The following is a 23,335-nucleotide window of genomic DNA, read 5'->3' as shown; positions in this document are numbered from 1 at the left end:
GAATTAACAAGATAACCGATCATTCAAGGTTAAAAAAGCAACAAAAAAGGCGCCTAAGCGCCTTTTTTCAGGAAGATAAAATATTACCAGCCTGTTTTAGTTCGTAGTGCTTTACCGATGTCAGCTAAAGAGCGAACAGTCGTTACACCAGCAGCCTCTAAAGCCGCAAACTTATCAGCAGCAGTACCTTTACCGCCAGCGATTATTGCGCCAGCATGGCCCATACGCTTACCTTCTGGTGCAGTGACACCAGCAATGTAAGACACAACAGGCTTAGTGACGTGTGCTTTGATGTATTCAGCCGCTTCTTCTTCAGCCGTGCCACCGATTTCACCGATCATCACAATCGCTTCTGTCTGTGGATCGTTTTGGAACATTTCCAATACGTCGATGAAGTTAGTACCAGGAATAGGGTCACCACCAATACCGACACAAGTCGATTGGCCGAAACCTTCATCAGTTGTCTGCTTAACCGCTTCGTACGTTAATGTACCAGAGCGAGAAACAATACCGACTTTACCAGGCTTGTGAATGTGACCAGGCATAATACCAATCTTACATTCACCCGGAGTGATAACACCTGGGCAGTTAGGACCGATCATGCGAACGCCAGTTTCTTCTAGCTTCACTTTCACTTGCAGCATATCAAGTGTAGGGATGCCTTCAGTGATACAAACGATTAGCTCAATACCAGCATCGATGGCTTCAAGGATAGCGTCTTTACAAAATGGTGCCGGCACATAGATAACCGTTGCCGTTGCACCTGTTTGAGCGACTGCATCTTTAACAGTATTAAATACTGGAAGACCTAGGTGAGTTTGACCACCTTTCCCAGGAGAAACACCGCCAACCATTTGTGTGCCATAGTCAATTGCTTGCTCAGAGTGGAAAGTACCCTGACCACCAGTGAAACCTTGACAGATCACCTTGGTATCTTTGTTAATTAAAACAGACATTATTTGCCCTCCGCAGCTTTAACAACTTGCTCAGCCGCGTCAGTTAGACTTGTTGCCGCGATGATATCAAGACCAGACTTAGCTAATACTTCACGACCTAATTGGGCGTTAGTACCTTCAAGACGAACAACCACTGGCACTTTAACGCCAACTTCTTTGACCGCACCGATAATACCTTCAGCGATCATATCGCAACGCACGATACCACCGAAAATGTTAACTAATACCGCTTTAACATTGCTGTCAGAAAGAATGATCTTAAAGGCTTCAGCAACACGTTCTTTGGTTGCTCCACCGCCAACGTCTAAGAAGTTAGCTGGCTTGCCGCCATGTAAGTTTACGATGTCCATTGTACCCATCGCTAGGCCGGCACCGTTAACCATACAACCTACGTTACCGTCTAAAGCAACATAGTTTAATTCAAATTTAGCCGCGTGCGCTTCACGTGCATCATCTTGTGATGGATCGTGCATTGCTTTGACTTTTGGTTGACGGAATAATGCATTACCGTCGATACCAATTTTGCCATCTAAACAATGAAGGTTACCTTCAGAGGTGATCACAAGTGGATTGATTTCTAATAACGCGAAATCATAGTCGTTAAACATGTTTGCTAGACCCATGAAGATCTTAGTAAACTGCTTCATTTGCGTTGGGTTTAACCCTAACTTGAAACCAAGATCACGAGCTTGATAAGCTTGAGGACCGGTTAGCGGATCAATGATAGCTTTATGAATAAGTTCTGGCGTTTCTTCAGCCACTTTTTCAATTTCAACACCACCTTCAGTCGACGCCATAAACACAACGCGACGGCTGCTTCGGTCAACAACTGCACCTAAGTACAATTCATTGGCAATGTCAGTGCAGCTTTCAACGAGAATTTTAGCCACTGGCTGACCTTTAGCGTCAGTCTGGTAAGTAACTAAGTTCTTGCCTAACCAGTTTTCTGCGAATGCTCTGATTTCGTCTTTACTGCTGGTAACTTTAACGCCACCTGCTTTACCACGGCCGCCAGCGTGTACTTGACACTTAACAACCCATAAATTTCCGCCAATGTGTCCTGCTGCTTCTACTGCTTCTTGAGCAGTATCACAAGCAAAGCCTTCAGAGACTGGTAAACCATATTCGGCAAATAAAGATTTTGCCTGATACTCATGCAAATTCATGATGATCTATCCATATACTTCAAATCAAATCCAACTGGCTCAATATGAGCCAGCGACGAGGGTTTATCTACTGACTTATAGATCAAGTAGCAGACGAGTTGGATCTTCTAAGAAGTCTTTAATCGCGACTAAGAAGCCAACTGACTCACGGCCATCAACAATACGATGATCGTAAGAGAGTGCTAGGTACATCATAGGCAGGATTTCAACCTGACCATTGACTGCCATTGGGCGATCTTTAATGGCATGCATGCCCAAGATTGCGCTTTGTGGCAGGTTCAAAATAGGCGTCGACATTAATGAACCAAAAACGCCACCGTTAGTCACTGTGAAGTTACCGCCCGTCATGTCGGCAACAGACAACTTACCGTCACGGCCTTTAATCGCTAACTCACGTACCGCTTTCTCAATTTCAGCTAGGTTCATGGTATCGGTATCACGTAATACTGGTGTCACCAGACCACGAGGTGTCGATACTGCAATGCTGATATCAAAATAGTTGTGATACACAATGTCATCACCGTCCATAGACGCGTTAACTTCAGGGAAACGTTTTAATGCTTCAGTTACGGCTTTGATATAGAAAGACATAAAGCCTAAACGAATACCATGGCGCTTTTCGAAGATTTCTTGGTACTGTTTACGAATATCCATGATTGGCTTCATGTTAACTTCGTTAAACGTGGTTAACATTGCCGTTGAATTTTTTGCTTCTAAAAGACGTTTCGCGATGGTTTTGCGAAGACGTGACATAGGAACACGCTTCTCACTACGACCTTCTAGTGGTGCTACCGGTGCTACCGGGGCAACAGGCGCAGCTTTAGCCGGTGCTGACTTAAGGAATGCATCAACATCGTCCTTAGTCACACGTCCACCCACACCAGAACCTTTAATTTTACTGGCATCAAGATTATGCTCAGCAATAACACGACGAACCGATGGGCTTAATGCATCATTAGACTCCTCAGCAGCAGTTGCGGTAGTTGCGGCGGCAACAGGCGCTGATGCTTCAGCTTTAGTCACTTCTTGACCTGACACCACACCAGCGACAAAGTTAGCAATCACTTGTTCACCTAAAACAGTGTCACCTTCTTGAAATAACAATTCAGAGATTGAACCATCTTCTGGCGCAACCACTTCTAACACAACTTTGTCAGTCTCGATATCGACTAAGTTTTGATCGCGAGTCACCTGCTCACCAGGTTTAACATGCCAAGTAGCAATAGTTGCATCAGCAACAGATTCTGGTAATACGGGTACCTTAATTTCGATACTCATGGAAAACTTCCCTTATATAAATTATCTATTACGACAGTTTTAATGCGCTATTTACTAATGATTCTTGCTGATGTATGTGCAACCCTGGATAACCACATGCTGGCGCAGCAGAAGCTTCACGACCGGCATAAGTTAATTGAGCGCCTGCAGGAATATTAGCCCAGAAATGATGCTGACTACAGTACCATGCACCTTGGTTTTGTGGCTCTTCCTGACACCAAACAAAATCAGTAACATGTTGGTATGTAGCTAATGCCGCACGTAATTCCACATCAGGAAACGGATACAACTGCTCAACACGAATGAGGGCAACATTGTTCACATTCTCTTTGCGACGTTTTTCAAGTAACTCGAAATAGACTTTGCCGCTGCAAAATACAACGCGGTCCACTTGGCTGGCGTCTAAGGTATCAATCTCACCAATAATATTTTGGAAAGTGCCTTGTGCAAGCTCTTCTAAGCTAGAGACAGCTAATGGATGACGCAGTAAAGATTTAGGCGACATAACCACTAACGGACGACGCATTGGGCGCACAACCTGACGACGCAACATGTGATAAACCTGCGCCGGTGTTGATGGCACACACACTTGCATGTTGTGGTTAGCACATAATTGCAAGAAACGCTCTAAACGGGCACTCGAGTGCTCTGGACCTTGACCTTCATATCCATGAGGTAACAGCAACGTCAGACCGCATAAACGGCCCCACTTTTGCTCTCCAGATGATAAGAATTGATCGATCACCACTTGGGCACAGTTGACGAAATCGCCAAACTGCGCTTCCCAGATGTTTAATCCACCCGGTTCAGTAGTCGCGTAGCCGTATTCAAATGCCACCACTGATGCTTCAGATAATACCGAGTCAATAATGTCGATTGGCGCTTGTTCATCAGCCACATTACGCAAAGGTAAATAGGTGGTGCCGTCTTTCTGGCTATGTAAAATAGCATGACGATGGAAGAATGTGCCGCGACCAGTGTCTTGACCGGTAATGCGCACACGCTTGTTATCTTCAAGAATCGAGGCATACGCTAAGGTTTCAGCAAACCCCCAATCGAGTAATTTATCACCTTTGGCCATCGCGGTACGATCGGCGTAAATTTTGGCAACACGAGATTGAAGGGTATGGTTTTCAGGAATATCGACTAACTTATTAGCTAAGTTTTGTAGACGTTCCATCGACATAGCAGCCGCGTAATCTTCATCCCATTCACGATTAAGATAAGGCGTCCAGTCAACTGTGTTCAACGTCATTGGACGCCATTCTTTCACTACACAATCACCGGCATCTAATGCATCACGGTAATGATTAATTAACCCCGTCACTTCATCGGCTGGAATACTGTTTTCAGCGATTAACTTATCTGCATAGATTTTACGTGGCGTTGGGTGCTTTTTGATTTTAGCGTACATGAGCGGCTGTGTAGCACTAGGCTCATCCGCTTCGTTATGGCCATGACGGCGATAACACACTAAATCAATAACCACATCACGTTTAAACTCATTACGATAATCCACTGCAAGTTGAGAGATAAACGCAACGGCTTCAGGATCATCAGAGTTGACGTGAAAAATGGGCGCCTGAACCATCTTAGCGATGTCAGTACAGTATTCGGTTGAACGTGTATCAGCGTGGTTAGATGTCGTAAAACCAACTTGGTTATTGATGACAATACGAATGCAGCCACCGACTCTGAAACCACGTGTTTGAGACATATTAAATGTCTCTTGAACAATCCCTTGCCCGGTAATAGCAGCATCACCATGAATGGTGATGGGCATCACCTGTAAACCGTCTTTACAGCCACGGCGATCTTGGCGCGCGCGCACAGAACCAATCACCACTGGGTTAACAATTTCTAAATGAGATGGGTTAAAAGCTAAGGCTAAATGGACATTGCCGCCGGGTGTTTCAAAATCTGATGAAAAACCTTGGTGATATTTTACGTCACCGGAACCGTGAGTGTCGCCATGCTTACCTGCAAACTCGTCAAACAGTTCAGCAGGACGCTTACCTAACACATTAACGAGCACGTTTAGGCGACCACGGTGAGCCATACCGACAACGATTTCTTTGGTACCCGCTTCACCCGCACGGTAAATGATTTCACGCATCATCGGAACCAGTGCATCACCGCCTTCTAAAGAGAAACGCTTAGCGCCAGGGAATTTAGCCCCAAGGTATTTTTCGATACCTTCTGCCGCATTTAACCCTTCAAGAATACGTTTTTTAATATCGTTATCGTACTGGGCTTTGCCTAATGTGGGTTCAAGACGTTGCTGGATCCAACGCTTTTCATCGGTATCAGTGATATGCATGTATTCAGCACCAATCGAGCCACAATAAGTGCTCTTTAATGCATGAATAATATCAGCAAGCTTCATGGTCTCACCGCCCAAGGCGAATGACCCCGTATTAAACTGACGCTGCATGTCTTCAACGGTTAAGCCGTGGTAAGCAGGATCTAACTCTTGTACTTGCTCGCGTTTCCACAATCCTAATGGATCTAAATTGGCATTTTGATGGCCACGGAAACGATGGGCATTGATCAGTTGCAGCACTTTAACTTGCTTCGCATCTAACTCAGGATCGCTGACGCTGGTAGCGTTTTTTAGACGACCTTGTAGAGCTAAACTCCGAAAATAGTCACGAACTTTAGAATGGGCTGTTTCGGGTACTTCTATTGAGGCACCGTTAACCGGAGGGAGATTATCAAAAACAAGCTGCCAATCAGCAGACACTGATTGCGGATCTTCTTGATAGGTTTCATACATCTCTTCTACGTAGGTCGAGTTCGAACCACTTAAATATGACGACTCGAGCCAGGCTTTCATGATGCCTTGGTGCATTGTTATTCCTTTCAAACTTGATACACGTACTAGCCATAAACATAACAGTGAGTAACGTAAGTTACATCACACGTAGACTGAAATTATCTTAGCAAGATAATGACAGGAGGTATTGCATAAATACACAAAAGAGCCATCCTCAATTTTGAAGATGGCTCTTAACAGAGCTAATAAGTCAGACTATTTTGCTCTTCTTCATGCATTAAACAGCTCGCTTAAGTAACATTGACTTGATATGACCAATCGCTTTAGTTGGGTTTAATCCTTTAGGACAAACATCAACACAGTTCATAATGCCATGGCAACGGAACACACTGTAAGCATCATCTAGTTCAGATAAACGCTCCTCAGTGGCAGTGTCGCGGCTGTCAATCAAGAAACGATAGGCATGCAATAAACCGGCTGGGCCGATAAATTTATCCGGGTTCCACCAGAAAGATGGACACGAGGTTGAACAACATGCACACAAAATACATTCATATAAACCATCTAAATGAGCACGCTCTTCAGGTGATTGTAAATGTTCACGAGCCGGCGCCTTTTCATCATTGATCAGATAAGGCTTAATTTTTTCGTATTGCTTGTAGAACTGAGTCAGGTCAACGACCAAATCTCGCACTACTGGCATGCCTGGTAAAGGACGGATTTCAATTTTCTTCCCTTTAAAGGTCGATAATGGCGTGATACACGCTAATCCATTTTTACCATTCATGTTAACACCGTCAGAACCACACACACCTTCACGGCATGAACGACGGAACGCAAGCGTTGAGTCTTGTTCTTTCAGTTTAATTAACGCATCTAACACCATCATATCAGTGCCCTCAGGCACGTCTAAGGTGTAATCCTTCATGTAAGGCTTGTTATCTACATCAGGATTATAACGATACAATGCAAATGTTAATTTCATCTTTGCAACTCCTGCCTAATAGGTACGTTTTACCGGTGGAAACGCTTCACGTAATTGAGGTGTCATGTTGACATCACGTTTACTCATAGCTTGAGTCATTGGGTCATACAAGCTATGACATAACCAGTTGTCATCATCACGATCTAAATAATCTTCACGAGAATGCGCACCACGACTTTCAGTACGGAAGTTAGCCGCATAAGCAGTTGACAGCGCTGTTGCCATTAAGTTATCTAATTCTAAGCACTCAATACGTTGAGTATTAAATTCTGTTGAATTGTCAGATAACTTGGCATTTTCAAGACGCTTTTGAATTGCTTGCAGCTGTTCTAAACCTTCAGCCATGGCTTCACCACTGCGGAAAACAGAGAAATTTAACTGCATACACAATTGAAGATCTTTACGTATAACCGCAGGGTCTTCACCGTCTTTGTTGCTTTCCCAACGATTAAGACGAGCAAGTGATGCATCAATTTCTACGTCTGTCGCCGCTTTTGGATCAGGAGTGTCGTCTAATGCTTTGCCTAAATGTTGTCCTGCCGCACGACCGAAGACCACTAAATCAAGCAGTGAGTTACCCCCTAAGCGGTTTGCACCGTGAACAGATACACAGGCAATCTCACCTACGGCAAATAAACCTAATACATCTTGCTCTGTGCCATCGTCATTCTGACGAATAACTTGACCACTCACTTTAGTCGGTAAACCGCCCATCATGTAATGACACGTTGGTAACACAGGAATAGGACCATCAGCAGGATCGATATGAGCAAAGGTACGTGATAATTCACACACTCCAGGAAGACGCGCTTCAAGGGTTTCTTTGCCTAAATGATCAAGCTTAAGTAACAAATGCGGGCCTAAAGGACCGTCTAAACCACGACCTTCACGAATTTCAGTCATCATTGAACGTGCAACCACGTCGCGTGAGGCTAAATCTTTCGCGTTTGGCGCATAACGTTCCATGAAACGTTCGCCATCTTTATTTAATAAGTATCCGCCTTCACCGCGACAACCTTCAGTCACCAAAACACCCGCGCCAGCGATACCCGTTGGGTGGAACTGCCACATTTCCATGTCTTGTAATTGAACGCCAGCACGCGCAGCCATACCCACACCGTCACCAGTATTAATATGAGCATTAGTGGTTGAGGCATAAATACGCCCTGCACCACCGGTTGCTAAAATTGTTGCTTTAGCTTTGAAATAAACAATGTTGCCGGTTTCAATTTCAATCGCGGTACAACCGACCACAACACCATCATTATTTTTAACCAAATCTAAGGCATACCACTCAGAATAAACGTCAGTTTTATGCTTAACATTTTGTTGGTATAAACAATGAAGCAGTGCATGACCCGTTCGGTCAGCGGCTGCTGCAGTCCGAGCGGCTTGCTCGCCACCAAAGTTTCTTGATTGGCCACCAAAAGGACGCTGATAGATTGTGCCGTCTTCGAAACGAGAGAAGGGTAAACCCATTTGCTCAAGTTCGATAATCGCTTCAGGACCCGTTTGACACATAAACTCAATGGCTTCTTGGTCGCCGATAAAATCAGAACCCTTAACCGTATCGTACATGTGCTGTTCCCAATGGTCCTCATGAGCATTACCTAATGCTACTGTGATTCCACCTTGAGCAGAAACGGTATGTGAACGAGTTGGGAATACTTTAGATAACAGCGCACAGCTCTTACCTTCTTTAGAAATCTGTAATGCTGCTCGCATACCTGCGCCACCGGCGCCGATTACGATCACATCAAATTCGCGAACTGGAATACTCACTTAAACACCCCACACTATTACAATGCCTGACGCTAAATAACTCAATGCGATCATAACAAAGGTAAACTGTAATACACCACGTAACGCAGTCTGTTTGACGTAATCCGTCAACACTTGCCATACACCAATCCATGCATGGATAAGTAAAGCAATCAGCGTTATAAGGGTAAAGACTTTCATAGGAAGTGAACTAAATAAACCACTCCAAATTTCGAAAGTTAACGGGGCACTACACGCGATAAAACCAACTAAAAAAATAGTATAACAAGCGAGGATCACTGCACTTGCGCGTAATAGAATATAGTCATGAACACCACTGCGTCCAAAACTTGCTGCATTTGTTACCATACCCAAATCCCCGCTATGATAGAAAAGACTACGGCTAACCCAAAAGTAGCCTTAGCTGATGCGACACCCGAAGTTAATTCTTCCCAGCGGCCGGTATCCATGACCAAGTGACGAATGCCACCTAATAAGTGATAACTCAACGCGGTTAGAATGCCCCAAATGATGAACTTCATCACGAAACTATCGAACAAGGATTGTACGCTAGCGAAACCATCTGCTGATGTTAAAGTCGAATTTAACAACCAAAGAAGGATACCAATAGCAAATAGCATGATGACACCGGAAATACGGTGTAGGATTGACGCGATCGCAGTTGCAGGAAAGCGAATCGTCTGCAGGTCTAGATGGACAGGTCTTTGCTTTTTCACGTTCTGCTCACTCCGCTCCATTGAGCATTATTTTTGTTATGTCTCTATTTTTTGCTTAACCATTAATGTTCGCAAAAGATGGAACATTTTTTAAACAAAAAACAGACTACTCTCAAACATCTAATCAATTGAGAAACCACTATTAAGTTAGTAAATTAATCATTCCTAAACTGTGATGCCCGTCGCCCTTAGGGACGCAGGCAAGTATACTCGTGGGGATTGTCAAATACAAACATCACATTATGCAAAATAAGTTTTTTTAATGTTTTTTTAATCTAATCCAAGCACAGAGCGGTTTTCAGCGCATATATACTATGGTCTAACAAATTTAAACGCTTATTTAAATTGATCTGTGATCCCGATCCGCTGTAGAGTAATGACCGCTTAACATGCCGCACTCATATAGAAAAATGAAGTAAGGAGAACGGGGTATGGCTGATAATATAGCCAAATTAGAGTTACCAGGAAACGATTCAATCGACCTACCTATCAAGAAAGGTACTGAAGGTTTTGACGTTATCGACATCAGTACACTTGGGACAAAGGGGTATTTCACCTTCGATCCAGGCTTTTTAGCGACTGCGTCTTGTGAGTCTGCAATTACGTATATCGATGGTGAGCAAGGTATCTTGTTACACCGTGGGTATCCAATTGAGCAACTTGCTACAGAATCGAACTACTTAGATTTATGCTACTTGCTTTTATATGGTGAATTACCGTCCAAAGCTGATTATGAACAATTTGTCTCCACTGTGAAAAATCACACCATGGTGCATGAGCAAATTGCATTCTTTTTCAGAGGCTTCCGCCGTGACGCGCACCCAATGGCAATGCTTTGTGGTGTAACAGGTGCATTATCTGCTTTTTATCAAGATTCTCTTGATGTGAACAATCCAAAGCATCGTGAAATTGCTGCTTATCGCTTAGTGTCGAAAATGCCGACAATTGCAGCAATGTGCTACAAGTACTCAATGGGGCAACCTTTTGTTTATCCACGAAACGATTTAAGTTATGCAGGTAACTTCCTGTCGATGATGTTTGCTACGCCTTGTGAAGCATACAAAGTCAACCCTGTGGTTGAACAAGCAATGGACCGTATTTTTGTACTGCATGCTGATCATGAGCAAAATGCATCTACATCGACCGTTCGTTTAGCCGGTTCTTCAGGTGCTAACCCATTTGCATGTATTGCGGCGGGTATTGCTTCGTTGTGGGGCCCCGCTCATGGTGGTGCTAACGAAGCTTGTTTAGACATGTTAGAAGAAATCGGTTCTGTTGACCGCATTCCTGAATTTATCGAGAGAGCAAAAGACAAGAACGATCCATTCCGTCTAATGGGCTTTGGTCATCGTGTTTATAAGAACTTTGACCCACGTGCTAAAGTGATGCGAGATACCTGTCATGACGTCCTTAAAGAACTGAAAGTGGTTGACCCATTATTAGACGTAGCCATGGAACTTGAGCGTATTGCCCTTGAAGATGAATACTTCATCTCTAAGAAGCTATACCCGAACGTCGATTTCTACTCTGGTATCATCATGAAAGCCATTGGTATTCCTAATAGTATGTTTACAGTGCTGTTCGCATTGTCACGTACTGTTGGTTGGATTTCACATTGGAAAGAAATGTTAGATCAACCAGGACACAAAATCAGCCGTCCACGTCAGTTATACACTGGTGAGTCTGCGCGTGAATTTGTGAGTGTTGATAAGCGTTAATTAGCTGACTTTAGTTGTCAGATCAAAAAGGCGCCTCGGCGCCTTTTTTATTGGTTTTTTTTCAGTACCCACTGGTCGCTAACCGCCGGTACCTATGTTTATGCCTTCTTGAGTCATATACTCTGCAAGTAGCCTGTCTTGCACTTTTTTACTCAGCTTAACCCAATATGAGTTCCAAGCTAATCGACTGCAGCGCTATGCTGACCCAGTTTTATTTGGCGTTAATATCTGTAGCACTAGTTTAAAGCCCTCTATAATAAAAACCAAACCCACTTTGGCCCATGATATAAACTCAAAGTATCACTAAAAATACAAATAAAAGTAATAATAACAATAAGTTAATACCGTTAAAAAATAATTTAATTGCAGAATAAGTTTGTTGTCAGAGCGAGTGTAATGGCACTATTTCAAAGAACATATTGGTCCTTCCTTTCCAGATCATATAATTAGGCTAAAATATAACCAATACTCAAATTAAGGAGCTAGAATGATCTCACTCTACGTGCGCTTAATCATTTGTTGCGGTTTGTTTACTATTTCAACCTTCTGTTATGGTCAAAATGAGACGGCCTCATCTCCCGATGCCAGCAATCAAAACGTGCCGATTCTAAGGTTTGAAGGCGCTATGGGTCCTGCTGTGAGTGAATATTTAGTCAAAGAAATCACTGCTGCTAATCAACGGCCTGAACGTCAGCGCCCTCCCCTGATAATGATAATTTTGGACACCCCTGGCGGTTTGGTTTCAAGTCTTAGGGATATCAATCAGGCAATATTGGCTTCAACCATTCCCATCGCTTGCCTCGTTGCGCCAACGGGTGCCAGAGCCATGAGTGCAGGCACCTATTTACTCTATGCCTGCCATATTGCGGCTATGGCGCCGGCTACCACCTTAGGGGCAGCAACCCCAGTGCAAATGGGCATGCCTCAGGCCCCAGCTAAACCAGATGATAACTCAGAAGTTCAGCCAAATGATGGCAGCGCGATGGAGCGAAAAATACTAAACGATGCCATCGCCTATATACGCTCATTAGCTCAGTTAAGGGGGCGAAATCAAGCCTGGGCTGAACTCGCGGTCAAGGACGCTGCCACCCTAACCTCAGAAGAGGCACTAGACAGTCAGGTGATAGACCTTATAGCCAAAGATGCGCCAAGTCTGCTGGCAAAACTCAATGGCTGGCCTTTAAAGCAAGAAGGGCAGACCTTAACACTGAACCTAGACCAAGCCACTCTGGTTGAACATCAAAGAGATTGGCGTAACAAGTTTATTGCCACTATTACTAACCCTAACATTGCCTATATTTTGATGTTAATAGGTATTTATGGCCTGATACTGGAATTTTTTAACCCAGGCATAGGCATCGCGGGAGTGGCGGGTGGGATTGCCTTACTGGTTGCTCTGTACGCATTTCAGCTCCTGCCTATCAACTATGCAGGACTGGGGCTGATGATTTTGGGGATAGTATTATTAATTGCTGAGTCCATGGTGCCAAGCTTTGGGGTCTTCGGCCTAGGCGGCGCTTTGGCGTTCGCTCTTGGCTCCATATTCTTACTGGATACGGAGAGTGAATTCACTATTTCCTTACCTCTTATCGCTGCGGTCACTGTCACTATTACGCTATTTAGCCTCTGGGTGCTGTCGACCCTGTGGAAGAGTCGACATCAAAAACCGGTAAGCGGCGATGACGCCATGTTAGGAGCACAAGCTCACGTTATTGCGGGTTTCGAGCGTACAGGGTTTGTCCTACTAGAAGGGGAAACTTGGGCGGCAATCTGCGATACCCCCACAAAGGACTCACAGAAAGTACAGGTAATAGCAAGAGATGATCTCACCTTAATAATCAAAGCCCTAAGCGACACAGAGCCTAGCATTGAACCTAAAACAGAGGAAAACACAGATGGAAAATCTAGCCTATAATAGCAACCTTTTTTTTGTTGCCTTGATGTTTCTCATCTTGGTAGTGTTATTTAGTACTTTCAAAATTTTGCTAGAATATCAGCGTGGCGTGATTTTCATGCTAGGACGCTTTTATAAGGTCAAAGGCCCAGGACTTATCATAGTAATACCCTTTATCCAACAGATGGTACGGGTCGATTTACGCACCGTGGTGATGGATGTTCCCACTCAGGATGTGATCAGTCGCGACAACGTCTCGGTTAAGGTCAATGCGGTGATCTATTTCCGGGTTATTGATGCCCAAAAAGCCATTATTAATGTGGAAGATTTCCTGCAAGCCACCTCACAACTGGCTCAGACGACGCTGCGTTCAGTCCTTGGACAACATGAACTCGATGAAATGCTCGCCAACCGAGACATGCTCAACACCGACATTCAGAGTATTTTAGATACTCGCACCGATGGCTGGGGTATAAAAGTCTCCAATGTTGAAATAAAGCACGTAGATCTCAATGAAACTATGGTGCGAGCCATAGCGCGCCAGGCCGAAGCTGAGCGCACCAGACGTGCCAAGGTCATTCATGCGTCTGGCGAGATGGAGGCGTCTGCCAAATTGGTCGAAGCCGCTAAGACTTTAGCGATTGAACCTAATGCGATCTTACTGCGTTACCTACAAACTCTGACAGACATTGCCGGAGAAAAGAATTCGACCATACTATTTCCTTTGCCTATGGAACTATTAAAAGGGGTGATGGGTGACGGTAAAACAGAAAAAGCCATCAAGCCAAAGCAGCCAAAGCAGAAAGAATAACTTTTCTCTACCTAGCTAGGACTAAACAATGGCCTAAATAAACAACTCGACACCAATACCAGCGCACCCTGCTTGTGAAACGATTAAAAGGTGTGTTCGGGGACGGTAAGGCAGAATAGTCTGTCTTACCTAGCTAGCACTAAACAAATGGCTAAACAAAGGGCTAAACAAAGGGCTAAACAAAGGGCTCACCACCAATACAAGTGCATATCCCTATCGATATTACTAAAAACTCAGCAATCCCTCTGTAATACTTGAATGGCTGCATTGATATCAAATGTAGACGTCGTCATAAGTCATTTCTTATTGTTTATTTTAAAGAAGTGTCACAAAAAGTTGAACACAACCCATAAGGACTCTCTGTATTAGCCTCTGATGTTCAATTTAGCCAATCACACTACTTTATACAGATTTTGACTACAAATGATGGTTAAAAAGTCCACCTCTGACTCAGTGGTTAAGTAAGGTTCTGTTATATAACAACTTTAAATAATGGCACACTTCATGCTTTATAACCAGAAATTAACATTAGTTACAAAAGTTAACGTGACGTAAACACAAACACAGGTAAGACTCTAACAATTACGTCTTAAGTTAATTTTTATAATTTAGCTTTATTCACAAATTTTAACACTAGCAGGTACCCCATGGATAGGTTCATCAGCATGAAGAAAATGGCAATTCCTTTACTTTGTATTGCAGTATTGAGTGGTTGCAGCGGCGAAGCAGAACAAGCAAAAGAAGATGAAAAATTTGCGATTCCGGTTGAAACCGCTTTAGTCACCACAGGCAATGTATCCTCTTTCTACAGCACCACCGCTACACTTGAAGCACCTGAAGAGTCCCATGTGATGAGCCGCATTGCTGGGATCATCGAAAAGATTAACGTTGAAGAAGGCGATCGGGTTACCAAAGGACAAATACTTGCGGTCATTGATGCCAAGCGTCAACGTTATGATTTCAATCGCTCTGAAGCCGAAGTGCAAATTATTCAGCAAGAATTAAATCGTTTAAACAAAATGAACAACAAAGAGTTTATTAGCCAAGATCAAATGGCCAAGCTCGAGTTCAATCTACAAGCGGCGAAAGCACAGCGCGACTTAGCCGAGTTGCAAGTCAAAGAAAGCCAAATCACCTCGCCCATTAATGGCGTTATTGCCGAGCGTTATGTTAAAACGGGCAATATGGCCAAAGAGTTCCAAGAGCTATTTTATGTTGTCAATCAAGACCAACTTCACGGCATATTGCACTTACCAGAACAACAACTTGCCAGTTTACGAGTGGGTCAACAAGCCAGTATTATTCAACAACATCAGGGTACTAAATCCGATATTATCGACGCAAAAGTACTGCGTATTAGTCCCATTGTAGATGCTCAAAGCGGCACCTTTAAAGTGACATTAGCCGTGCCAAATCAAGATGCAAAATTAAAAGCAGGTATGTTTACTCGTGTTGAACTGAAATACGACACTCACCTAGATGTGCTTACAGTACCTTATAACGCATTAATCAACCAAGACAATACTCAAGCGTTATATGTGATAAAAGACACTAAAGCACAGCGACGCGAAGTCAGTTTGGGCTTTCGTGAAAATAACACTGTTGAAATTTTATTTGGTGTTGAAGCTGGCGAACAAATAGTCATCCGCGGCCAGCAAAATCTTAAAGATCAATCATTGGTAGAGATTATTACCCCACTTAGCTTCGCTGCTATTCGATAACGGAGCTGGATAATGTCGATAATCAATACTTCTGTTAACCGTCCCGTCACGGTGTGGATGTTCATGTTAGCTGTGATGCTGTTTGGTATGGTGGGGTTTTCTCGCCTCGCGGTAAAACTATTACCCGATTTAAGCTATCCCAGCGTGACCATACGCACTGCCTATGACGGTGCCGCCCCCGTTGAAATTGAACAGCTGGTGTCAAAACCGCTTGAAGAAGCCGTTGGTGTGGTTAAAGGCTTACGCAAAATTAGCTCAATTTCTCGTTCAGGCATGTCTGATGTGGTGCTCGAGTTTGAGTGGGGCACCAATATGGACATGGCAAGCCTTGAAGTACGCGAAAAAATCGACACCATTGAGCTGCCATTAGACATAAACAAACCATTACTATTGCGTTTTAACCCCAATCTTGATCCCATCATGCGCTTAGCATTTTCAGTGCCCAATGCAGATGCGGAGCAGTTAAAGCAAATGCGTACCTTTGCAGATGAAGAGTTAAAACGCCGCTTAGAAGCCTTGTCTGGTGTTGCCGCAGTGAGGCTCTCTGGAGGGTTAGAGCAAGAAGTTCACATTGAATTAAATCAACAAAGATTAAGCCAGCTCAATCTTAATGCTGACCACATTAAACGCCGAATTAACGAAGAAAACATTAACCTTTCTGCGGGTAAAGTGATCCAGGGCGATAAAGAATATTTGGTCAGAACCTTAAATCAATTCAATTCATTAGAGGAATTAGGTCAAGTCATTGTCTATCGAAATGGCCAAACCTTAGTTAGATTGTCTGATATTGCGGTGATCAGCGATGCCTATAAAGAACGCAGTGATATTACCCGTATTGGCGAAGTTGAATCGATTGAACTCGCTATTTATAAAGAAGGTGATGCCAATACCGTTGCAGTGGCGAACAAGCTTCGAACCGAACTCGACAAAATGAACCAAACGGATGAAAGTAATCAATTAGAAATTATTTATGACCAATCTGAATTTATTGAAAGTGCAGTAAATGAAGTTACCTCAGCCGCATTATTTGGCAGCTTGCTGGCCATGCTGGTTATTTACCTGTTTTTACGTGATATTATTGCCACCCTCATAATTTCTATTTCGATCCCCTTTTCGGTTATCGCCACTTTTAATATGATGTATTTTGCCGATATCAGCTTAAACATCATGTCCCTAGGCGGTATTGCGTTAGCCATTGGTTTATTGGTGGACAATGCCATCGTGGTATTAGAGAACATTGACCGTTATAAATCTCAAGGCATGAGTAAAACTGAGGCTGCCGTCACCGGCTGTAAAGAAGTCTCTGGCGCCATTTTTGCTTCAACCCTGACAACACTTGCGGTATTTGTGCCATTAGTGTTTGTCGACGGGATAGCAGGCGCCTTATTTGCCGATCAAGCGCTCACCGTCACCTTTGCCCTACTCGCCTCATTATTTGTTGCCTTAACCGCCATTCCTATGTTGGCTTCACGTCAAGGTTTTACCAGCTTGCCACAACCGGTTGAAGTGACCGCGATGCCTAAACCGACCACCCGTAAAGGATTAATAGCCTATTACTTATTGGCAGTGTTGCTGTTTCCTTTTAAGTTACTGTTTAGCTATTTACCCGCTGGTTTGTTAACCGCAACTATTGTTATAAGCCGTTTCGTTAGTAGCGTGTTTGGCTTGCTGCTAAAACCCATTTGTGCTGGATTTAACGTCCTATATCGTATAGTGGAATCGTTCTATTACCGCGTACTTCGCCATGCCCTGCGGCACCAAGTGTTAACCCTAGTGATCGCTTTAGTGATGACCTTGGCTTCAAGCAGTTTGCTGCCTAAGTTAGGTGTAGAATTAATTCCACCGATGAATCAAGGCGAATTTTATGTTGAAATTTTACTGCCTCCTGGTACTGAAGTCAGTGAAACCGATGCCGTATTACAACAGTTAGCCCTAGCGATTAAAGACCGTGACGATGTTAAACACGCCTATAGTCAAGCGGGTAGCGGTGGCTTAATGACATCGGACACCGCCAGAGGCGGTGAAAACTGGGGCCGATTACAAGTGGTGTTAGCGGATCCTTTAGCCTTTAATACGGTTAGTCAGGTACTGCGCAATACCGCAAGAAATATCCCTGAGCTAGAGGCTCAGATTGAACATCCTGAATTATTCAGCTTTAAAACCCCACTTGAAATTGAGTTGTCGGGCTATGATTTGGTTCAACTTAAACAAAGCGCGGACCGACTGGTTAATGCCTTGTCAGAATCAGACCGCTTTAGTGACATCAATACCACTCTTCGTGATGGCCAGCCAGAGATCAGCATTCGCTTTGATCATGCCCGCCTAGCCGCGTTAGGCATGGATGCACCGACTGTCGCTAACCGTATTGCTCAACGAGTAGGCGGCACTATTGCCAGCCAGTTCACGGTGCGCGATCGTAAAGTTGATATATTAGTCCGTAGTGAATTAAGTGAACGCGATCAAATCAGCGACATTGAATCGTTAATCATTAACCCAAATAGCGCGCAGCCTATTCCATTAAGTGCCATCGCCACCATTGACTTACAAATTGGTCCTTCAGCAATTAATCGTATCAGTCAACAACGCGTTGCCATCGTGTCATCTAACTTGGCCTACGGTGATTTAAGCGAAGCCGTGCTCCAAGCCCAGCAGATACTGGCTAAACAGCAATTCCCTAGCTCAATTCAAGCCAGGTTCGGCGGCCAAAATGAAGAAATGGAACAATCTTTTGAATCGTTGAAAATAGCCCTCGTTTTGGCCATTTTCTTAGTGTACTTAGTGATGGCAAGCCAGTTTGAATCCTTGCTACACCCGCTATTAATTTTGATTGCAGTGCCGATGGCCGTTGCAGGTAGCATTATTGGCTTATTTATTACCGGCACCCATTTAAGTGTGGTGGTGTTCATTGGCCTAATTATGTTGGCAGGTATTGTGGTCAATAATGCGATTGTATTGGTCGACCGTATCAATCAATTACGCCGAGAAGGCAAGGATAAGTTGAGCGCCATTAATGAAGCTGCGCAATCTCGCTTGCGCCCTATCATGATGACCACGCTCACCACCACCTTAGGTTTATTGCCGATGGCAATAGGTATTGGCGACGGCAGTGAGGTTCGCGCACCGATGGCCATTACAGTAATTTTCGGCTTAAGCATGTCTACTTTACTCACATTATTGGTGATCCCTACCTTATATGCGTTGTTTGACCGTAAACAATATACCCAAAATGACCTTGAGCTTAATACTGCGGAGACGCTAGCATGAGTATCACTCAACTGGCGATAAAGCGCCCTGTGACCACCTGTATGTTTTTCTTAGCTATTATGCTGTTTGGTATGGCGGCCAGTCGGATGTTGCCACTGGAAATGTTTCCGGGCATTGATATTCCGCAAATCGTGGTGCAAGTGCCTTACAAAGGCTCCAGCCCAGCAGAAGTTGAACGCGATATCACCAAGGTACTGGAAGAATCACTTGCCACCATGAGCGGTATTGAAGAAGTGCGCTCTGATTCAACCCAAGACGGCGCTTTTATTCAGCTCAATATGAAATGGGGTGAAGAAGTGGCCATGAAAAGCCTTGAGGCACGTGAAAAAATAGACTCGGTAAGACATTTATTACCAAAAGATGTTGAACGCGTCATGATCCAACAATTCTCAACCGCCGACATGCCGGTGCTGACAATCCGTATTTCAAGTGATCGCGAGCTCTCTAATGCATTTGATTTGCTTGAAAAACAACTTCGTAAGCCACTTGAGCGGGTTGACGGTGTATCCAAAGTCACCCTTTACGGAGTTGAACAAAAGCAGATTGAAATCCGACTTGATGCCGATAAATTAGCGGCATCAAGCCTCAACAGTGTCGATTTACGCACCCGTTTACTGGCGGAAAACTTCGTCATCAGTGCTGGTACACTCAGAGAAAACGCTCGAGTGTACCAAGTCTCGCCCAAAGGCGAATTTACCAGTATTGATGATATTAACAATCTGGTTATTGTGCCGGGTATCCGTTTGCAAGATATTGCGAAGGTGAACTATGCCCTACCTGAAAAAAGAGAAGGCCGACATTTAGATCAAAAATATGCCGTGGGTATTGATGTCTTTAAAGAGTCAGGCGCCAATTTAGTTGAGGTGTCAGATCGTGTCCTCAAAGTCATCGAGCAAGTTAAGCAAGATCAGCAATTTAATGGTATCAAGCTGTTTATCATGGAAGACCAAGCCTATGGCGTTAAGTCGTCACTGAAAGACTTACTGCTGTCCGGATTAATGGGCGCGGTATTGTCATTTGGCGTGCTGTATCTGTTTTTACGTAACCTTAAAATGACCTTAGTGGTTATTTCATCGGTGCCAATTTCATTGTGTATGACATTGGCGGGTATGTACTTTTTAGGCTACAGCTTGAATATTCTGTCGATGATGGGGTTATTATTGGCGATCGGCATGTTAATTGACAATGCGGTAGTGGTCACCGAAAGCGTGCTACAAGAAAAACAAGCCGCACACATTGACGACACCTGTCAGAGAAAAGCTAACCAACGAGCCGTGTTAACCGGCGTGGAAAAAGTCTCGTTGGCGGTTTTAGCCGGTACATTAACCACAGCGATTGTGTTTTTACCGAATATTTTTGGCGTTAAAGTACAGCTGACCATCTTTTTAGAACATGTTGCTGTGGCCATTTGTATCTCGCTCGCGGCATCATTATTGGTTGCCAAAACTCTTATCCCACTTATGCTCAATCACTTTCATTTTGAAGTGAAGAGCGCTAATGATAATAATCGCTTAGGGCGTTTTTATGAGCGAAGCCTAAGGTGGATTTTAACCCGACCAAAACGTTCTGGGGTTATCGCTTTGGTGATATTAGCTTCAACTGCATTGCCGTTAAGTATGGTGCAACAAGATCAAGGTGATGGTGAAGGTAATGACCGTTTATACATTAATTATCAGTTAGAAGGTCGGCATAATTTAGCGGTCACCGAGGCGATGATTAACAGCATGGAAGCGTATTTATACAGCAACAAAGACGCATTTTACATTGATACTGTTTACAGTTACTACGCCCCACAAGATGCACAATCGACCATTTTATTGCAAAAAGACATTCCCATTGACATGGGCGAGTTAAAGAAAATGATCCGCGGAGGATTTCCTAAGTTTTCGATTGCCACGCCACAATTTGGCTGGGGTAATGAAAATAGCGGCATTCGCGTAACCTTAACCGGACGCTCAACATCAGAACTTATTCTTTTGAGTGAACAAGTGGTGCCATTACTCGACAACATTGAAGGCTTAGTGGATGTGCGTTCTGAAGTGAATAGTGCCCAACAAGAAGTAGTAGTGGTCATTGACCGAGAAATGGCCGCTCGTCTTGATTTAACCTTAAGCGATATCGCTACAAATATTGCCATTGCATTGCGAGGCTCACAGCTACGGTCATTTCGTCATGATCCTAGCGGCGAACTGCGCATCGAATTGGCCTATGATAAAAGCTGGCAAAATTCGTTAGAAAAACTTAAGCAGTTACCGATTATTCGTCAAGGTGACCGAGTCTATACCCTAGACAGCTTAGCCAAAGCAACCGTGGTGCCTCGATTTGATACTATTCGTCATTTTAACCGCCAAACGGCTTTATCTATTGGCGCAAATCTTGAAGATCTCACCACCGAAGAAGCACAAAAAGAAATTACCCAAGTGATGGACTTGGTGAATTTTCCTAATGGCTACGGCTACTCATTACGCGGTGGCTTTGAACGTCAAGATGAAGACCAGTCAATCATGGCTGTGAATATGATTTTGGCTATTGCGATGATCTATATCGTCATGGCGGCATTATTTGAGTCGCTAGTGTTACCGACGGCTATTATTACCTCAATCATGTTCTCCATTACTGGCGTATTTTGGGCGCTTTGGTTAACCGGTACACCCATGTCGGTGATGTCAATGATTGGCATACTCATCTTAATGGGCATAGTGGTCAATAACGGTATTGTTCTGGTAGACCAAATCAACCAAATGACACCCGATTTAGATAAGCTCAGCAACACGATTATAAGTGTGTGCATAACCCGATTACGTCCGGTATTAATGACCGTCGCGACCACGGTACTGGGGTTGGTTCCATTAGCCTTAGGAGACACCCAAATAGGGGGTGGTGGGCCTCCTTATTCTCCAATGGCCATTGCCATTATTGGTGGTCTCACCTTTTCAACGGTCACTAGCTTGTATTTAGTGCCATTGTGTTACCAAGCCTTGTATATAATGCGCCATAAAGCCGCGATCAGATTAGGTGTAGCCAACACCTTGGCTCACAAACTGTTACCTTGGGCTAATAATGAGTAGCGTCTAGGCTGATCGATTGGGCAACAGGGCACAGTATTGAGCCCTGTATCTGCAGCCACATCTTATTGTGGTCTGGTTATATGGCCACTAACGTGTCTTTTGCTGAGCCGATAGTGAACACCTGTTCGCTTCGATCAGGGCGCGTGATAGCCGCGATATTAATGTGTTGGCATTAAAAATATTTCACGTACACTGCAGCGCTGCTCTGCTTCAATAGCAAAAAGTACCGCTTCGGCTACATCAACCGGGTCTAATTTATCGGGTTTAGGCTCATCAAAAAATGGGGTGTTGACCATACCAGGAGCAATGGTAGTGCAGCGTCCGCCCCATTGGGCCATTTCTTCGGCCAAGTTCTGGCCAAAGCCATAAGCAAACCATTTACTGGCACCGTAAATCGACCCTTTATGTGACGTACGCCCAGCCACTGAGCTGGTTAAAATAAAATGCCCCTTGGTTTCACGTAAGTGGGCCAGGGTTAACTTGGCCGTCCATAACAAGGCTTTGATGTTGATATCGATAAGTTTTGACCACTCATCTGGATCCCCCTGTTCGGTACCCGAAGTGGTTACCCCGGTGCCTGCGTTAGCGAAGGCCACATCCAGTCTGCCAAACTTGTTGATGCCAGCTGTCACGACCTTTTCTAATGCATCAAATTGGGTCGCATCGGCGGCAATGGCTAGGGCATTATCTTCCCCTAGCATGGCCACCAAGTTATCCAATTTCTCTTGTCTGCGGGCAGTCAGTATCACCTTGTGACCGCTTTTGACTAACGTTTTGGCTGTGGCTTCACCGATACCACTAGATGCACCTGTGATTAATACTATTTTTTGTTTTATCATCTGACGTTCCTGTTACTGCAAAATAAGTTAACACGCTCAGTGTGGTGATTTTGTTCATAAATACAAGCCCCAAGCACTACAGGAGGGTAAATAGTCACTGTGGTTAACCCCTAACAGAGATTAGTTATGCTACATAATCTCCAGTTCAACTCACGGGGCGCTTCGTCAAATGATAACAAGCGATATTGAAATACACCGTTGACGCAACCTAGGGCCATGGCACAATGAGTGATCAATTTGCTTTGCTAAGCAGTATTAATCACAATAAATAAACACAATAAATAACATGCCTATGCACTTGGCTCAGTAAGAATGTATTGGCGTGTGAATTATTGCCAAATTTAACAATCTGTTAGGTATT

General features: G+C 44.0%; 15 protein-coding genes. 6 read left to right on the top strand and 9 right to left on the bottom strand.

The features are described 5' to 3' along the window. Positions 1–83: 83 nt before the first annotated feature. The 8 genes from sucD to sdhC all read right to left on the bottom strand — a co-directional run bounded on the left by sucD (position 84) and on the right by sdhC (position 9,680). Positions 84–956, bottom strand: coding sequence for a succinate--CoA ligase subunit alpha (sucD, locus tag AAEZ00_RS12815; protein ID WP_101030829.1), 873 nt, complete (start codon positions 954–956; stop codon positions 84–86). Beyond that, positions 956–2,122 carry an ADP-forming succinate--CoA ligase subunit beta gene (gene sucC / locus AAEZ00_RS12810; protein WP_101030827.1) on the bottom strand — a complete coding sequence of 389 codons (1,167 nt, stop codon included), beginning with the start codon at positions 2,120–2,122 and terminating at the stop codon, positions 956–958. Before sucC ends, sucD begins: the two co-directional genes overlap by 1 nt. Before the next feature lie 75 nt (positions 2,123–2,197). After that, the gene (gene odhB, locus AAEZ00_RS12805) at positions 2,198–3,400 is read right to left on the bottom strand and encodes a 2-oxoglutarate dehydrogenase complex dihydrolipoyllysine-residue succinyltransferase (protein WP_351074426.1); all 1,203 of its coding nucleotides are present in this window, start codon (positions 3,398–3,400) and stop codon (positions 2,198–2,200) included. A 28-nt stretch (positions 3,401–3,428) separates the two neighbouring features. Further along, on the bottom strand, positions 3,429–6,251 hold the full coding sequence (sucA, locus tag AAEZ00_RS12800; protein WP_124013868.1) for a 2-oxoglutarate dehydrogenase E1 component: 2,823 nt from the start codon (positions 6,249–6,251) through the stop codon (positions 3,429–3,431). Positions 6,252–6,453: 202 nt separating this feature from the next. Then, a complete protein-coding gene (locus AAEZ00_RS12795) occupies positions 6,454–7,161 on the bottom strand; it encodes a succinate dehydrogenase iron-sulfur subunit (protein WP_101030821.1) in 708 nt (235 codons plus the stop codon). A 15-nt stretch (positions 7,162–7,176) separates the two neighbouring features. Next, positions 7,177–8,943: a succinate dehydrogenase flavoprotein subunit gene (sdhA, locus tag AAEZ00_RS12790; RefSeq protein WP_101030819.1), complete on the bottom strand. Its 1,767-nt coding sequence runs from the start codon at positions 8,941–8,943 to the stop codon at positions 7,177–7,179. Continuing rightward, the gene (gene sdhD, locus AAEZ00_RS12785; RefSeq protein WP_101030817.1) at positions 8,944–9,291 is read right to left on the bottom strand and encodes a succinate dehydrogenase, hydrophobic membrane anchor protein; all 348 of its coding nucleotides are present in this window, start codon (positions 9,289–9,291) and stop codon (positions 8,944–8,946) included. Continuing rightward, entirely contained in the window at positions 9,285–9,680 is a 396-nt protein-coding gene (gene sdhC, locus AAEZ00_RS12780; RefSeq protein WP_101030815.1) for a succinate dehydrogenase cytochrome b556 subunit, read from the bottom strand. The genes sdhD and sdhC overlap by 7 nt, the downstream gene beginning before the upstream one ends. 410 nt (positions 9,681–10,090) lie before the next feature. On the opposite strand from sdhC, the gene AAEZ00_RS12775 reads away from it, so the two are divergent. The 6 genes from AAEZ00_RS12775 to AAEZ00_RS12750 all read left to right on the top strand — a co-directional run bounded on the left by AAEZ00_RS12775 (position 10,091) and on the right by AAEZ00_RS12750 (position 22,135). Continuing rightward, positions 10,091–11,377, top strand: a complete 1,287-nt coding sequence (locus tag AAEZ00_RS12775; RefSeq protein WP_101030813.1) for a citrate synthase — start codon at positions 10,091–10,093, stop codon at positions 11,375–11,377. A 487-nt stretch (positions 11,378–11,864) separates the two neighbouring features. Further along, positions 11,865–13,292 (top strand): NfeD family protein, encoded by a 1,428-nt coding sequence (locus AAEZ00_RS12770; RefSeq protein ID WP_351088708.1) that lies wholly within the window; start codon positions 11,865–11,867, stop codon positions 13,290–13,292. Beyond that, entirely contained in the window at positions 13,273–14,082 is an 810-nt protein-coding gene (locus AAEZ00_RS12765) for a slipin family protein (protein ID WP_351088707.1), read from the top strand. Before AAEZ00_RS12770 ends, AAEZ00_RS12765 begins: the two co-directional genes overlap by 20 nt. Before the next feature lie 647 nt (positions 14,083–14,729). Then, entirely contained in the window at positions 14,730–15,803 is a 1,074-nt protein-coding gene (locus AAEZ00_RS12760; RefSeq protein WP_124013870.1) for an efflux RND transporter periplasmic adaptor subunit, read from the top strand. Between the two features lie 12 nt (positions 15,804–15,815). After that, the gene (locus AAEZ00_RS12755; RefSeq protein ID WP_351088706.1) at positions 15,816–19,067 is read left to right on the top strand and encodes an efflux RND transporter permease subunit; all 3,252 of its coding nucleotides are present in this window, start codon (positions 15,816–15,818) and stop codon (positions 19,065–19,067) included. Next, positions 19,064–22,135 (top strand): efflux RND transporter permease subunit, encoded by a 3,072-nt coding sequence (locus AAEZ00_RS12750; protein ID WP_124013872.1) that lies wholly within the window; start codon positions 19,064–19,066, stop codon positions 22,133–22,135. Before AAEZ00_RS12755 ends, AAEZ00_RS12750 begins: the two co-directional genes overlap by 4 nt. Positions 22,136–22,293: 158 nt before the next feature. On the opposite strand, the gene AAEZ00_RS12745 is transcribed toward AAEZ00_RS12750, so the two are convergent. Then, positions 22,294–22,974, bottom strand: coding sequence for an SDR family oxidoreductase (locus AAEZ00_RS12745; RefSeq protein ID WP_124013873.1), 681 nt, complete (start codon positions 22,972–22,974; stop codon positions 22,294–22,296). Positions 22,975–23,335 lie beyond the last annotated feature (361 nt).

The organism is Shewanella sp. S1-49-MNA-CIBAN-0167 (assembly GCF_040310145.1).
GTDB classification, from domain to species: Bacteria; Pseudomonadota; Gammaproteobacteria; order Enterobacterales; family Shewanellaceae; genus Shewanella; species Shewanella psychromarinicola.
Note: the sequence above shows the minus strand (reverse complement) of the source record. Positions and strands in the feature narration are given on the sequence as shown.

Excerpts from the sequence above, each read along its gene's own strand:
- AAEZ00_RS12775 (WP_101030813.1), top strand. The coding sequence starts at position 10,091 with ATGGCTGATAATATAGCCAAATTAGAGTTACCAGGAAACGATTCAATC.
- AAEZ00_RS12750 (WP_124013872.1), top strand. The coding sequence starts at position 19,064 with ATGAGTATCACTCAACTGGCGATAAAGCGCCCTGTGACCACCTGTATG.
- sdhD (WP_101030817.1), bottom strand. The coding sequence starts at position 9,291 with ATGGTAACAAATGCAGCAAGTTTTGGACGCAGTGGTGTTCATGACTAT.
- odhB (WP_351074426.1), bottom strand. The coding sequence starts at position 3,400 with ATGAGTATCGAAATTAAGGTACCCGTATTACCAGAATCTGTTGCTGAT.
- sucD (WP_101030829.1), bottom strand. The coding sequence starts at position 956 with ATGTCTGTTTTAATTAACAAAGATACCAAGGTGATCTGTCAAGGTTTC.
- AAEZ00_RS12770 (WP_351088708.1), top strand. The coding sequence starts at position 11,865 with ATGATCTCACTCTACGTGCGCTTAATCATTTGTTGCGGTTTGTTTACT.
- sucA (WP_124013868.1), bottom strand. The coding sequence starts at position 6,251 with ATGCACCAAGGCATCATGAAAGCCTGGCTCGAGTCGTCATATTTAAGT.
- sdhC (WP_101030815.1), bottom strand. The coding sequence starts at position 9,680 with ATGGAGCGGAGTGAGCAGAACGTGAAAAAGCAAAGACCTGTCCATCTA.
- AAEZ00_RS12765 (WP_351088707.1), top strand. The coding sequence starts at position 13,273 with ATGGAAAATCTAGCCTATAATAGCAACCTTTTTTTTGTTGCCTTGATG.
- AAEZ00_RS12760 (WP_124013870.1), top strand. The coding sequence starts at position 14,730 with ATGGATAGGTTCATCAGCATGAAGAAAATGGCAATTCCTTTACTTTGT.
- AAEZ00_RS12755 (WP_351088706.1), top strand. The coding sequence starts at position 15,816 with ATGTCGATAATCAATACTTCTGTTAACCGTCCCGTCACGGTGTGGATG.
- AAEZ00_RS12795 (WP_101030821.1), bottom strand. The coding sequence starts at position 7,161 with ATGAAATTAACATTTGCATTGTATCGTTATAATCCTGATGTAGATAAC.
- AAEZ00_RS12745 (WP_124013873.1), bottom strand. The coding sequence starts at position 22,974 with ATGATAAAACAAAAAATAGTATTAATCACAGGTGCATCTAGTGGTATC.
- sucC (WP_101030827.1), bottom strand. The coding sequence starts at position 2,122 with ATGAATTTGCATGAGTATCAGGCAAAATCTTTATTTGCCGAATATGGT.